Below are 14514 nucleotides of genomic sequence, written 5' to 3'. Positions count from 1 at the left end.
CTCGCTTTAATAAGGGGGAAACTCTCTCTGTTCATCCTATATATTTTGCGTACAATCGTTTTGCTATTTTCACATCATTTGTCCCATGAATAAATGCCCTACCGTCTGTAAATAAAACGAAACGATATTCATCAATTAGAAATGATAGTAAGTACGGCGTTTTTTGGACATGTACAATTTTTTGTAATCTTTTTTGGATTTCGTTTAAATTTAGAACTCTCTTTATTCCTGAACGGATTTGAACTGTATTCCGTCCGCATAGCACCTCCGTTTTCACCTGTGATTCAAATGTTAAACTTGGGTACGTACGTGTATTTCCGCAAGATGGACATGTACTTTTTTTCTGTTTATTTACTTTTAATGAGAGAAATTGATTGTTCCAAATATCAAATGATAACATTGTTCCTCGCAGCGCCTCGAAATCACCCACCAATATTTTCATTGCTTCTGTCACTTGGTGAGCAACGACCATTTGTACAGCTGGCTGAATAATCCCCGCTGTATCACATGTTGTACCGCCCATAGGATGATCCATTAAGCAGCGAAAACATGGTGTTTTTCCTGGAAGAATTGTATACATTACACCATAACTTCCAATGCATCCACCATATATCCAAGGTATATTTTCTTTTTGTGAAATATCATTTATAAGTAGACGCGTATCAAAGTTGTCAGTCGCATCCAATATGAGATCCACTTCTTTCGTTAACTCTTCCATTTCTTGCATTGTGACGTCCGTTACAACTGGTACAATTTCCACATCAGAATTAATCTTTCTTACATGTTCTGCCGTTGCAATTGCTTTCGGTTTACACTGGTGTGCATCTTCTTCTGTATATAACTGTTGCCGTTGTAAATTACTCCATTCAACGTAGTCACGATCAGCAATTGTCAATTTCCCAATTCCCATTCTAACAAGAGCCTCTGCATTTGCAGCTCCTAGTGCACCCGCACCGATTAGGAGCACATGCTTTTCTCTTATTTTTCTTTGTCCCATTTCACCAATTCCAGAAAACAACACTTGTCTTGAATAACGCTCTTGCATAAGAAATCCTCCTTTCACTATCCACCAATGTAAGACATTTCAACTTTTGGACGTTTACTTGCACTCTCAACCGTTCTTTCATCTGAATATCGATCTGTTCTATATCGCCATGTATGTTGTAAAATTTTTAATAGTGAGGCATCAGAAATATTTTCTCGAAGAAGCGTTCGCAAATCCGTTCCTTTTTCTCCAAATAGGCACGTAAAAAACTTACCATCTGCCGAAATACGTGCTCTCGTACAAGAAGAACAAAATGACTCAGAAACAGAAGTAATAAATCCCACTTCTGCATTACTCCCTACATATCGATACAATTTCGCAACCTCTCCAAAGTAACGAGGCTGAGCGGGCTCAATTGGATATACACGATTAATTTTCTCTATTAATTGTTCCTTCGTAACGACTTGCTCAAAGTTCCATCCGTTCGTACTGCCTACATCCATAAACTCAATGAAACGTAACTGTATTTCTTGTTCTTTAAAATAACGAACCATAGGAAGAATTTGACTATCATTCATCCCTTTTTTTACGACCATATTTACCTTTACTTCTAATCCAGCTTCCTTCGCTGCTTCAATTCCTTTCAGTACAGGTTTCGTACTTACATTTCTTCCATTAATTTTTTGGAAGACATGATCCTCTGTTGCATCTAAACTAATATTCACACGCTTTAATCCTGCTTCTTTTAGCGCCTTAGCTTGTTTTGCTAAATGAATTCCGTTTGTTGTGAGTCCAATATCTTGTAAGCCTTCTAGATTTGTAAGTCTTGCAATTAACGTCGATAAGTCTTTACGCAATAAAGGTTCACCGCCAGTAAGCCTAATTTTATTAACTCCCATACTTATAAATAATCTCGCTAACCTTTCTATTTCATCGAACGTTAATAAAAGCTCTTCCTTTAAAAAAGCGTAATCAGGTCCGAACACTTCAGCAGGCATACAGTATGTACACCTAAAATTACAACGATCAATAACTGAAATACGTAAATCTTGAAGTGGCCGCTTTAAAGAATCTTTTATGTTCTCGTGCATCTCTATCCCTTCTTTTCTGCTGCAATCCTTAGTAAGCTTTCATTTTTTTATTTGCCTTTATTATAAAAAAGAAGCTACATATTCAATGTGACTTTTCTCACATCACTTTCCCCATTCAAAAACTTTTCACAAATCCGTTCGTATTTTGTTCACATCTTCAGGCCATACTCTTTACGGTCATTGAAATTTTACATTATTTTTAAAATAGCTCTTGCATTTTCATCATATTTACACTCAAAATAGGAAATGTATTGCTTATAAGAAGAAAGGTGATTGCTGTGGCAAACAGTATGACATTATCTCAAGATTTAAAAGAATTACTTGCATCTGTTGAATATAAAATGCAAATTAAAAAAGGTAGTTTTATTTTTCAGGAAGGTATGGAGGCAACCGAACTCTATATCATCCACTCAGGAAAAGTACAAATTAGTAAACTTAGTGCTGACGGACAAGAACTAACACTTCGAATTTGTTCGGCATACGACATTATTGGAGAATTAACATTGTTCACGGATAATGCGAAGTATTTATTAAATTCAAAATGCCTTGAAGATGTTGAAGTAGGCGTTATAAAGCGTGAAGCGTTAGAAAAAGAATTACTCCAAAAACCAGCTCTTGTATTTGAATTTATGAAATGGATTAGTGAACATTTAAGAAGAATGCAAACGAAGTTCCGAGATTTAGTATTACATGGCAAAAAAGGTGCCCTATATTCTACCCTCATACGAATGACAAATAGTTATGGTGTTTTAAAGGAAAATGGGATTCTCATCGATTTACCATTAACGAATCAAGAACTTGCTAATTTCTGTGCAACTTCACGTGAAAGTGTAAATCGAATGTTAAATGAATTAAAAAAGCAAGGTACAATTTCTATTCATAAAGGAAAGATTACAATACACGATTTACAATTTTTAAAATGTGAAATTGCTTGTGAAGATTGTTCTGCTTCTGTTTGTAGTATTGATTAGCGTCTTATTTAGATACTTATACCTACAAAGAAAGCCGAGGTCTCCAATTAGATCTCGGCTTTCTTTATAAATTACGAAACATATAAAACTAAATTATTTTTTCAGCTCATTAGGAATACGTCTTCTGTAAATTACATAGCTACGGCTTATATACTTAATCGGGGCACTAAATACGTGTACCAGTCTAGTAAATGGCCATACTGCGAAAAGCCCCATTCCCGCAAGAATATGAATTTTAAACCATACTGGTACTTCCATCATATATTCAACTTTCGGTTGGAAAATAAAGAGACTTCGGAACCAAGGGCCAATTGTTGTACGATAATCAAATCCTTTTGAATCGATATTTAAAAATGTTGAAGAAAGTCCTGCTAGCATTACGATAAGTAATAAAATAAGCGCAATATAATCTCCCTTTGTACTCGTTGCAATGATACGTTTTACAGTTAAGCGGCGGTACGTTAATATAATTAAACCGATGATAGAAGCAACACCTGCCGGAAGCCCAAAACTAATTGCTACTACATGATACATATGCTCAGAAATACCTATTGAACGGTATACAGCTTCTGGAATTAAAATCCCCATAACATGACCGCCAATTACGAACATAATCCCAAAGTGAAATAATAGACTTCCGATTCGGAGCATTTTCTTTTCTAATAGTTCACTAGATTTTGATGTCCATCCAAATTGATCATAGTTGTATCTAAAAATATGTCCACCGATAAAGATTGCAAAAATGCTATAGGGAAACAATACCCATAGAAATTGATCCATCATTTTGACAACTCTCCTTTCTAATTTGTCTGTACACCCCATGTATCGATAGCGAGTAAAACAGCCGCAAGAATTGGTTCATACATACTGTCTGCTTCTTTTAATTGAACTTGTAACGCTTGTATGTTTTCCTTGTATTTACTCATAATTGGTTCACTGTCTTGCTCATTTGCATTTGCAAAAAACTCAAGCAATAGCGGTAAATAATCAGGTAATTCTTTATCTGTTACTTCAAAACCTGATTTTTTATAATGCTGCTTTAACTCTAGTAATTCAATCCCTCTTTCTCTTTGTTCACCAGTGTTCATATACGTTAAATACATATTCGTCTTTTTACCAAAATCAAATGTATATACGTAACCATCAATGAGTTGATCGTTCGTTTTATTTAGCGCTTGTTTTATAAATGCTGTAAGTGAAGCTTTAACATCGTCCTGTTCAATCGCTTCCATCTCTTCTTGTAATTCAGTTAAAGTTTCTCTCCACCCGATTTCTGGGTAGGAGAGAAGAAATGAAGAACATGAAAAAGCAGTTTGTAAACTTTGTTTCATATTTTTCCGCCCCCATTATTTAAGAAATTGTCATACAAGAGCCTGGACCACCTGCGAATGATAAACCACAGCTTCCTTGTTCACTATATAAATCTGCAACTTGTTCTCTGTGAGATGTCGGGATAACAAAACGATCTTTATATTTTGCGATAGCAAGAAGACGATACATATCTTCTACATCCTGTTTCGTTAAGCCAAGTTCTTTTAGTACAGCTTCATTTGGTTCTTTATTAATTTGCATTGCTCTCATATGCGTTCGCATAACAGCCATTTTTTTCAATGTAAGACGAATATGTGATTCATCTCCTGCAGTGAGTAAATTCGCTAAATATTGAATTGGAATACGCATATTATCAATAGCAGGGAAAATCTCTTCTGCTTGCCAGTTACTACCTTTTCCCTCCACCATATTCATAATTGGGCTAAGCGGCGGGATATACCAAACCATTGGCATTGTACGATACTCTGGGTGAAGAGGTAGAGCAATTTTCCAATCAATAATCATTTTATAGATTGGTGACTCTTGTGCCGCTTTAATCCATTCTTCAGGAATGCCTTGTTTTTTCGCTTCAGCTGCCACTTCTGGATCATTTGGATCTAGGAAAACAGTAAGCTGAGATTCATATAAATCTTTTTCGTCTTCAACAGACGCTGCTTCTTTTACTTTATCAGCGTCATATAGCATTACCCCAATATATCTGATACGTCCTACACATGTTTCCGAACAAATTGTTGGCATACCAGCCTCAATACGTGGGAAACACATTGTACATTTTTCAGCTTTATTCGTTTGCCAGTTAAAATACACTTTTTTATATGGACAAGATGATACGCAGAATCTCCAAGCACGACATGCATTTTGATCCACAAGTACAATCCCGTCTTCTTCACGTTTATACATTGCACCAGATGGACAAGATGATACGCACGATGGATTCATACAATGTTCGCATATGCGTGGTAAATACATCATAAAGACGTTTTCAAAATCTGTTTTAATTTCTTCTTCCATTTTCTTTACGTTCGGATCTTGTAATCCTGTTATATGTCCGCCTGCTAAATCGTCCTCCCAGTTTGGACCCCATTCAATTTTGTCGATAAATTCGCCTGTAATTGCTGATTTCGGACGAGCAACTGGTTGATGCTTACGCTGTGGGCTATTTGTTAATGTTTCATAATCATAATTCCAAGGTTCAAAGTAATCATCAATTGTTGGTTGATCTGGATTGTGGAAAATGTTCATAAGACGTTTCATTTTCGAACCAGATTTCAGCTGAATTTCACCATTTTTCAATTCCCAGCCGCCTTTATATTTATCCTGATCTTCCCATTGTTTCGGATAACCAATTCCAGGTTTTGTTTCTACGTTATTAAAGTACATATATTCAGCACCTGGACGATTTGTCCAGGTGTTTTTGCACGTTACGCTACAAGTATGGCAGCCGATGCATTTATCTAGGTTCATTACCATTCCGACTTGTGCTTTAATCTTCAAGCCAATCTACCTCCTTCAGTTTGCGAATTACAACGTTTAAATCGCGCTGGTTCCCAGTCGGACCATAATAGTTAAATCCATAGCTTAATTGGCCATATCCACCAATCATATGTGTTGGTTTAACATGAATACGGGTTGGACTATTATGCGTTCCCCCACGGGTGCTTGTTAATTTCGTACCAGGCACGTTAATGTGACGATCTTGCGCATGGTGCATAAATGCCATTCCTCTCGGTATACGATGCGTTACAACAGCACGCGCTACAACAACACCGTTACGATTAAAGCACTCAATCCAATCATTATCTGCAACACCCGCTTCAGCAGCGTCCTCTTTATTCATCCAAACAGTTGGACCACCTCTAAATAGCGTTAACATCGGTAATGAATCGAAGTACATACTATGAATCGACCACTTATTATGCGGTGTTAAATAGTTTAGTGTAATCTCTTTCCCTTCTACTTCAGGGCGTGACTTACGGAACGGTTTATGTTGCAGAATTGGTTTAAATGTTGCCATCGTTTCACCAAATTCTTTCATCATGTCATGGTCTAAGTAGAAAGATTGTCGACCAGTTATCGTTCTCCAAGGGATAAGACGTTCCACATTTGTTGTAAACGGTGAGTAACGGCGTCCACCTTTTTCAGAACCTGTAAAGGCTGGAGAAGTAATTACTGTTTTTGGCTGCGCTGTAATTTGTTCAAATGTGAAGCATTCTTCTTCACGTTCTTCTGCTAAATCACGTAATTTTAGATCTGTTTGTTTTTCAAGTGCTTCCCATGCTTTTACTGCCATATGACCGTTTGTTGTAGAAGATAGTGTTAATACCGCTTCAGCAGCATTGATTGCTTCTTTGATGTCTGGGCAACCTTTCGCGATAGAATCCGTTCGAACAACTCCTAATTTGCTCTTTAATTGCTCATATTCTTTTTCCGCAGACCAAGAGATCCCTTTCGTACCAATCGGTTGTTTTCCGGCATTTGGTCCAAGCGCAGTCATTTTGTCATAAATCGTTTTATAATCTCTTTCGACAACATGAATTTGTGGCATCGTTTTACCCGGGATTGGTTCACATTCACCTTTACTCCAATCTTTAATCTTGCCAAGTGGTTGCGCTAATTCTTGCGGTGTATCATGAAGAAGTGGTGTTGCAACAACTTCTTTCATTGGTTCAAGATCAATTTTCTTCGCTAAATCTGACACAGCTTTAGAAAGTGAAGTGAAAATATCCCAGTCAGAGCGTGCTTCCCACGGTGAACCGATTGCTGGATTAAAAGGATGCACAAATGGATGCATATCTGTACTACTTAAATCATGTTTTTCGTACCAAGTTGAAGCTGGTAAAACGATATCAGAATACAGTGCTGTTCCAGCCATACGGAAATCTAAATTAATGAGTAAATCAAGCTTCCCTTCTGGTGCTTCTTCATGCCACTTAATTTCTTCTGGTCGTAATGAATCACTATCGTCATTCATTAATCCGTTTGTTGTACCTAGTAAATGTTTTAAGAAATATTCGTGCCCTTTACCGGAACTTGAAATTAAGTTCGCACGCCATACGAATAAGTTGCGCGGGAAGTTATTTTTGTTATCTGGATCTTCAATCGCAAATTTCAGTTCTTTTTCTTTTAATTTTTGTGCAACATATTTTCCGATTTCTTCTTGCGTTGTTGCCCCAGCAGCAACAGCTTCTTTATATAATTCAATTCCATTTTTCTCGAATGTTGGATAAGAAGGTAACCAGCCGAGTCGTGCTGCTAATACATTGTAATCACCGTGATGTTGATAACGTGAGTTACCTTCAATTGGTGATGCTAAATGTCCAACAGGTGTATCTTCATAGCGCCATTGATCTGTTACGAAATAGAAGAAAGATGTACCATTTTGTAATTTTGGTGGCCCTTGCCAATCTTTTGCCATCGCGATTGTTTGCCATCCTTCTGCAGGTCGTAACTTTTCTTGGCCAACATAATGCGCCCATCCCCCGCCATTTACTCCTTGTGCCCCAACGAGAAGAACAAGATTTAAAACTGCGCGATAAATCGTATCAGAATTAAACCAATGGTTAATACCAGCTCCGACAATAATCATTGAGCGACCGTTCGTATCAACAGCATTTTTTGCGAACTCACGAGCGATTTGAATAATAAGCTCACGTTTTACTCCTGTCATTTTCTCTTGCCATGCAGGTGTAAACGGTACATCATCATTGAAGTCTTTCGGCTCTTGTCCGCCAAGCCCTCGGTTCACACCATAATTTGCTAACGTTAAGTCGTATACAGTTGTAACAAACACTTCGCCTTCTTCTGTCATAACCTTTTTCACTGGAATTGTACGTTCTAGTACTTTGTTTCCATCATCAGAGAAGTACGGAATTTGTACAGTTCCAATCGATTCTTCCATTCCAAGTAAAGAAAGACGTGGATCAATCTTTTCACCTGTTTCTTCATCTTCTAAACGCAAGTTCCATTTCTTTTCGTTATCCCAACGTGAGCCCATTGTGCCATGAGGTGTTGCAAAATCATTCGTGTTCTCGTTCCAAAGAACAGGTTTCCATTCTCCTAACTTCGTTTCGCGTCCAATATCAGCAGCGTTTAAGAAACGATCAGCAACGAATTGATCTCCTTTTTGTTTCAATGTGACAAAGAAAGGAAAATCAGTATATTGCTTCGCATACTTTGTGAAATATTCCACTTGATTATCTACGTAAAATTCTTGTAAGATCACATGCCCCATTGCCATCGCAAGTGCACCATCTGTACCTTGTTTCACACTAATCCAATCATCTGCAAACTTTGTAGATTCAGCGAAGTCAGGACTGACAGAAACGACTTTCGTTCCTTTATATCGAACCTCTGCTAAAAAGTGAGCATCTGGTGTTCTCGTCATCGGTACATTTGAACCCCATGTCATAATGTAACCAGAGTTATACCAGTCACTACTTTCTGGTACATCTGTTTGATCGCCCCAAATTTGCGGAGAAGCTGGTGGTAAATCTGCGTACCAATCATAGAAACTAAGCATTGGTCCACCCATAAGTTGCATAAAGCGGCTGCCTGCAGCATGACTTAACATCGACATAGCTGGAATTGGTGAAAAACCAACATTTCGGTCTGGACCGTATTTCATTACTGTATATAATAATGAAGCTGAAACGAGTTGTAACACTTCATCCCAATTCACACGAATGAATCCCCCTTTACCACGTGCCTGCTTATACTTTCGTGCTTTTTCAGGGTTTTCCACAATGCTTTTCCAAGCATCTAATGGTGACTCATTATTTTGTAATTCCTCTTGCCACATACTCCATAGAACACCACGTACATACGGATATTTCACACGAAGTGGACTATAAATGTACCAAGAAAAACTTGCTCCACGTGGGCATCCTCGCGGTTCAAAATCTGGCATATCAGGACCTGTCGTTGGATAGTTAAGCTCTTGCCCTTCCCACGTCACAATTCCATCTTTCACATATATATTCCAGCTACATGAACCAGTACAGTTCACGCCGTGTGTAGAACGAATTACTTTATCATGCTGCCAACGCTTTCTGTACACATTTTCCCATTCGCGATCTTCATATGTTTCTTGTGTATGATTATCGTTATAACGATCTATTGGTGAAAAATATTTTAAACGTCTCATTAGTGCTGAAGTTTTTTTCTTCATACTGTTCACTCCTTTAATACGTCTCTCTTACATACCCTTACTATAAGAGAGGTTGTAAAATACAGATGTGACATTTCGCACAGTTCAAGAGATTGTCAAAAATTCAGTAGAAAATAAGTTTGTGAGAAAATCTTGTGTTCCGTTGTGAAGATTATGGTTAATCTTAATTATTAGGAGAATGGTATTTTGAGGTATGGACTATTTTGCAAAAGAAAAAGAGTTTTGATATTATTTCAAAACTGCCATAAGGAAAAGAGTATAAATTGTATGTAAAAATATTTTTCCCAATGTTATTATTTTATATCGAGTCTTATTTTACATAAAACTACAAATCATTATTTACTGTATTGCCCTTAGTTACGGAAACAATTATACTAGATGTAATCGAAATAAATAATCTGAATATTCTCAGAATTTAAGGTAGAAGTTTTACTATCTACATATAGAATTAGAAATATGTCCACTAAATTGATTAGAAAACGATAATAACATTAGGAGGATTACGATGCCCCAGCTTGATTCATTACATCCCACTGTAGAAAAAATAATCAATAATATTGAAAAAATAATGGTCGGAAAACGAAAAGAAACAATCTTAGCTTTGACAGCTCTCTTAGCTGAAGGTCATGTGCTATTAGAAGATGTTCCTGGTGTCGGGAAAACAATGCTAGTACGTGCTCTTTCTAAATCCATTGATGCTGATTATAAGCGAATTCAATTTACACCTGATTTATTGCCGTCAGATGTAACAGGAGTTTCTATTTATAATCCGAAAGAGCTCCAATTTGAGTTCAAGCCTGGACCAATTATGGGGAATTTTGTACTTGCTGATGAAATTAATCGTACATCTCCAAAGACACAATCTGCTTTACTTGAATGTATGGAAGAAGGCAATATTACAATAGATGGCATTACAAGACCTTTACCAAAACCGTTCTTTGTCATGGCTACACAAAATCCGGTCGAATATGAAGGAACATATTCTCTACCAGAAGCTCAGCTCGATCGTTTCTTATTGAAACTAAAAATGGGATATCCTACACCAGAGGAAGAATTTGAAATTTTAAACCGGATGGAAAAAACAAATCCACTCTCTCAATTACAGACCACTACTACAATAGAAGAATTAATTTATTTACAACAAAGCGTACGGGTAGTAAGTATGGACAAAGCAATTAAGCATTACATTGTAAAGCTTGTTAATCAGACTCGTACGTACAGTTCTATACAGTTAGGTGCAAGTCCACGTGGCTCGATTGCTTTAATGAAAGCTTCACAAGCTTATGCATTTATCCATGGCAGGAATTATGTTATTCCAGACGATGTTAAATTTTTAGCTCCTTACGTTTTAGCACATAGACTCATTCTAAAAATGGAAGCAAAATTTGAAGGAATAACTGGCGAACAAGTTATCGCAAAAATCGTTGCACGAACTACCGTGCCTACTCAAAGGACGATGAATCCTTGATGAAACGAATGCTGCGAGCGCTATATCACGTTATGAAGTTATTGCTACTCCCTTTATGTCTAGTCTTAACATTTGTGTACGCTATGCTTCAAGGAGGGTTTGTCAGTTGGTTTTTGTTTTACAGCATAATTCCCATTGCTCTTTATTCGCTACTACTCCCCTTCTACGCTTTACGGGACGCTGAAGTAAAGCGAATAACAAACCAAAATGGATATGTAGTAGGAGAACAATTTGTAAGCACGATTACAATAAAAAGAAAATTTCCTTTTCCCTTACTTTATTTAGTTATAGAAGATGAACTGCCACCACAATTTATAAGTTGTAAACAAACAAAGATGAATAAGGTAGTACTCTTCCCAGGATTGAAACGAAATATTTCGTTTCAATATGTTATTGACACAATCCCTAGAGGCGAGCACACTTTTTCAAGCGTTCGTGTCAAAACTGGCGATTTATTCGGCATGATAGAGAAAGAAGTAACTTTTTCAGTTCCAGATACATTTTTAGTCTATCCCCAGTATGTAGATATAGCATATCGACAATTGGAAAATCATTTCGAACAAGGAGCGCTTTCAGCAAATATAAATTCAGCAAAAGACTCTACAATCTCTGTCGGTGTCAGAGACTATAAACCTGGTGATCGCTTTTCATGGATTGATTGGAAAGCAACTGCACGAACAAACAATATTATGACAAAAGAGTTTGAACAACAGCGCAGCCATAATGTCATGATATTCATAGACAGAACCGAGTCTCCTCTATTCGAATCAGTCGTCACATTTACTGCCTCTATCGTAAGGGCTGTCTTGAAACAAAATTCACCAGCATCATTCGTGTCTATCGGAAAAGAACAAACTATTTTCCCTTTAGACAATGGAGATACGCAGTTACAACAAATCCTTTGTCATTTAGCAAAAGTGCAAGCAGACAGTGTATTCCCGCTCTCCCAGAGTGTAGACATGGAACTAAGAAAAATTTATGAGCCCGTCACGGTTATACTCGTGACCAGTAATCTTTCTCCCGATATTCAAAAGGCGGCTGATTGTGCTGCTATAAGAAATAGAAAATGTATGGTTTTTGTCGTGAAAGAAAAAGCGAATCAACTTTCACACCGAGAAATCAGTATAATAGAAACTCTAAAAAAACGACAAATATTTGTAAACACGGTTTATGAAAACCGGTATACAAACGTGTTTTTTGAGGTGAGCAAATGATAACATTACAAACAAAATACAAGTGGGATACGAACAGATTCTTTATGCATGCATGTGTATTTCTTCTTTTACTAGAATGGCTAAGACCCCTTATAGGTATTACAAATGTAGGTAGATTAGATATTTTCGTAACATTTATAGGAATTTGCTTCGCTCTCTCTTTTTTTCAAACGAGGTGGCAGATTCCAATAAAAATTGTCACAGTCCTATTTATCATTCATTCCCTATATTATAAAAATGCTTTTATAAATCCATCTTGGCTAACAACATTCTTTTCTGATATGTCTCGAAATTCCTCCCTATTTTTCCAAGGGAATTTACTAGATATTTCTCCAGTTTTTCCGACGGTTTTATTTTTTCTCTCATTTTGGTTTTTGAGTTCTTTCACTTCATTTTGGATTATTCATAAAAAACGTGGGTTTCTATTTCTTGTATTGACTATTATTTATATCGCAACTTTTCATAACTTACATTTATACAATGCAAACTACGCTATTATTCGAACTGTTGTCATCGGATTTTTTATGCTTAGTCTTCTTCAAGTAGAACGAATAAAAGAGCGTGAACACTTACAAAATTATGCTAGGGAAATCTCAAAATTACTTAGACCACTTACAATATTTATTGTGTTATTAGCAACCATCGCATACTTTGCTCCAAAATTTGGCCCTCAATGGCCAAACCCAATGGATTTTTTAAAATTCAACACATCTGAAGCAAGTAAAGAACAAAAAGTTTCTACAATTGGGTATGGTTTAGATGACTCGCGATTAGGTGGTCCTTTTAAGGCGGATCCTACAATTGTTTTCACAGCACGAACGCAAAACAAACACTATTGGAGAGTAGAAACAAAAGATTTCTATACAGGAAAAGGCTGGGAAATTTCTGAAAATCCGAAAAAGATTTCTTTTAAAAATAAAAACGACGTCGTAAGCTGGTACGAACAAAATACAAAAACGGAAACGACTGAGGCAACAATTACCATGCAAAAAAGTTACCCTCACCTTACCTATCCAGCAGGATTAGTATCAGTTGAGGCTTCTTCTGATGTATCATACAGTGTTGACCCGTTTTCAGAAAAAATTTATACAATGAATGAAGACTCTTCTACTACTTTACATTCGTATAAAGTAACATATGAGATCCCTGAGTTTTCCATAGAAAACTTGAAAGCTGTAAAAACAAATGAAGGTCAAGAAACAAACCCTTATTTTATGACAAAGTACACACAACTTCCCGAGTCATTACCACAGCGCGTAAAAGACTTGGCTGTCAATCTTACAAATGATAAAGACAACCGATATGATAAAGTATTAGCTATTGAAAATTACTTCACAGACAACTCTTTTACATACGAATCAACGAATGTCTTATTCCCTGCCAAAAGCCAAGATTATGTAGATCAATTCCTTTTCGATACAAAAAGCGGCTACTGTAATAATTTTTCGACGTCTATGATTGTACTACTTCGTTCTGCCGGGATTCCTGCTCGCTGGGTAAAAGGCTATACAGAAGGAACTCTTGACAATACACTTGCCTCTGCAGAAGGTGCGGATGTTTATACAATCACGAACGATAACGCACACTCTTGGGTCGAAGTATATTTCCCAGGATACGGATGGATTCCATTCGAACCAACAAAAGGATTTACCAATCCCTATAATTTTATAAATAATACGCCTGCTCCTATTTCACAAAATAGCGAAGCAAATAATTCTAATAACGAGCAAATACAACAACGAAATAATGAAGCAAAACTTAAAAGTTTAATAGAAAATACAGAAGAAGCTTCTACTAAAAAGGTCACAAATTCTAAAACTAGTTTTTCTTGGTGGTACGTATTCCTCTCTACGATACTAATTAGTATTATAGGATACATTCTCTTCACCACTAGAATGAACTGGATGACATTTCTTATTATTCATTTCTATAAATACCGAAAAAATGATGCTGTTTATCAAAAAGCTTACGGTGCACTTTTAAAACAATTTGCGAGAATTGGCATACCACGGAGTGAAAGTCAAACATTCCGAGAATACGCTCTCCATATCGATACACTTTACAACTCGGCCGATATGCAACAACTTACTGCCAGTTATGAGAACGCTATGTATAAACAGGAGCAGGCTGCAGAAGAATGGAAGAAATCTGTACACTTATGGGAAGTGCTTATGAAAAAAGCAGCTTCTCTACCTAAATCAGATGGCTTTGATACAGTTATTTAATCTTGAAAATGTGAGTTTAAAGAAAACGTCTCAAAGAACTACATTGTTCTTTGAGACGTTT

Annotated in this window: 10 protein-coding genes; 4 read left to right on the top strand and 6 right to left on the bottom strand. The window is 36.7% G+C overall.

Going from position 1 to position 14514, the window contains the following annotated elements; translation table 11 throughout:
* Positions 1–31 precede the first annotated feature (31 nt).
* Both MR136_RS13890 and moaA read right to left on the bottom strand, forming a co-directional pair.
* Positions 32–1045 (bottom strand): molybdopterin-synthase adenylyltransferase MoeB, encoded by a 1014-nt coding sequence (locus MR136_RS13890; RefSeq protein WP_242259487.1) that lies wholly within the window; start codon positions 1043–1045, stop codon positions 32–34.
* A 17-nt stretch (positions 1046–1062) separates the two neighbouring features.
* A complete protein-coding gene (gene moaA, locus MR136_RS13885; protein WP_242259486.1) occupies positions 1063–2076 on the bottom strand; it encodes a GTP 3',8-cyclase MoaA in 1014 nt (337 codons plus the stop codon).
* A 278-nt stretch (positions 2077–2354) separates the two neighbouring features.
* On the opposite strand from moaA, the gene MR136_RS13880 reads away from it, so the two are divergent.
* Positions 2355–3047 carry a Crp/Fnr family transcriptional regulator gene (locus MR136_RS13880; protein ID WP_000013859.1) on the top strand — a complete coding sequence of 231 codons (693 nt, stop codon included), beginning with the start codon at positions 2355–2357 and terminating at the stop codon, positions 3045–3047.
* 93 nt (positions 3048–3140) lie between these two features.
* Here the strand turns inward: MR136_RS13880 and narI are convergent, their stop codons facing one another.
* From narI to MR136_RS13860, 4 genes are read right to left on the bottom strand one after another with little or no spacing between them, the layout of a single operon-like run.
* The gene (gene narI / locus MR136_RS13875) at positions 3141–3830 is read right to left on the bottom strand and encodes a respiratory nitrate reductase subunit gamma (RefSeq protein ID WP_103622856.1); all 690 of its coding nucleotides are present in this window, start codon (positions 3828–3830) and stop codon (positions 3141–3143) included.
* Between the two features lie 17 nt (positions 3831–3847).
* Complete coding sequence (gene narJ, locus MR136_RS13870) at positions 3848–4378, bottom strand: nitrate reductase molybdenum cofactor assembly chaperone (RefSeq protein WP_063536185.1); 531 nt, start codon at positions 4376–4378, stop codon at positions 3848–3850.
* A gap of 19 nt (positions 4379–4397) precedes the next feature.
* Positions 4398–5873 (bottom strand): nitrate reductase subunit beta, encoded by a 1476-nt coding sequence (gene narH / locus MR136_RS13865; protein ID WP_061457102.1) that lies wholly within the window; start codon positions 5871–5873, stop codon positions 4398–4400.
* Complete coding sequence (locus MR136_RS13860) at positions 5863–9546, bottom strand: nitrate reductase subunit alpha (RefSeq protein ID WP_242259485.1); 3684 nt, start codon at positions 9544–9546, stop codon at positions 5863–5865. Before MR136_RS13860 ends, narH begins: the two co-directional genes overlap by 11 nt.
* A gap of 505 nt (positions 9547–10051) precedes the next feature.
* On the opposite strand from MR136_RS13860, the gene MR136_RS13855 reads away from it, so the two are divergent.
* Genes MR136_RS13855 through MR136_RS13845 form a run of 3 tightly spaced genes read left to right on the top strand, consistent with a single transcriptional unit; the run spans position 10052 to position 14453 of the window.
* Entirely contained in the window at positions 10052–11014 is a 963-nt protein-coding gene (locus MR136_RS13855; RefSeq protein WP_242259484.1) for an AAA family ATPase, read from the top strand.
* Complete coding sequence (locus MR136_RS13850) at positions 11014–12228, top strand: DUF58 domain-containing protein (protein ID WP_242259483.1); 1215 nt, start codon at positions 11014–11016, stop codon at positions 12226–12228. Before MR136_RS13855 ends, MR136_RS13850 begins: the two co-directional genes overlap by 1 nt.
* Positions 12225–14453: a transglutaminase TgpA family protein gene (locus MR136_RS13845; RefSeq protein WP_242259482.1), complete on the top strand. Its 2229-nt coding sequence runs from the start codon at positions 12225–12227 to the stop codon at positions 14451–14453. Before MR136_RS13850 ends, MR136_RS13845 begins: the two co-directional genes overlap by 4 nt.
* The last annotated feature ends 61 nt before the right edge of the window (positions 14454–14514 follow it).

The organism is Bacillus cereus group sp. BfR-BA-01311 (assembly GCF_022664295.1).
Taxonomy (GTDB): Bacteria; Bacillota; Bacilli; order Bacillales; family Bacillaceae_G; genus Bacillus_A; species Bacillus_A cereus.
This window is presented reverse-complemented; position numbering and strand designations above follow the sequence as displayed.

Excerpts from the sequence above, each read along its gene's own strand:
- MR136_RS13890 (WP_242259487.1), bottom strand. The coding sequence starts at position 1,045 with ATGCAAGAGCGTTATTCAAGACAAGTGTTGTTTTCTGGAATTGGTGAA.
- moaA (WP_242259486.1), bottom strand. The coding sequence starts at position 2,076 with ATGCACGAGAACATAAAAGATTCTTTAAAGCGGCCACTTCAAGATTTA.
- narI (WP_103622856.1), bottom strand. The coding sequence starts at position 3,830 with ATGATGGATCAATTTCTATGGGTATTGTTTCCCTATAGCATTTTTGCA.
- narJ (WP_063536185.1), bottom strand. The coding sequence starts at position 4,378 with ATGAAACAAAGTTTACAAACTGCTTTTTCATGTTCTTCATTTCTTCTC.
- MR136_RS13860 (WP_242259485.1), bottom strand. The coding sequence starts at position 9,546 with ATGAAGAAAAAAACTTCAGCACTAATGAGACGTTTAAAATATTTTTCA.
- MR136_RS13855 (WP_242259484.1), top strand. The coding sequence starts at position 10,052 with ATGCCCCAGCTTGATTCATTACATCCCACTGTAGAAAAAATAATCAAT.
- MR136_RS13850 (WP_242259483.1), top strand. The coding sequence starts at position 11,014 with ATGAAACGAATGCTGCGAGCGCTATATCACGTTATGAAGTTATTGCTA.
- MR136_RS13845 (WP_242259482.1), top strand. The coding sequence starts at position 12,225 with ATGATAACATTACAAACAAAATACAAGTGGGATACGAACAGATTCTTT.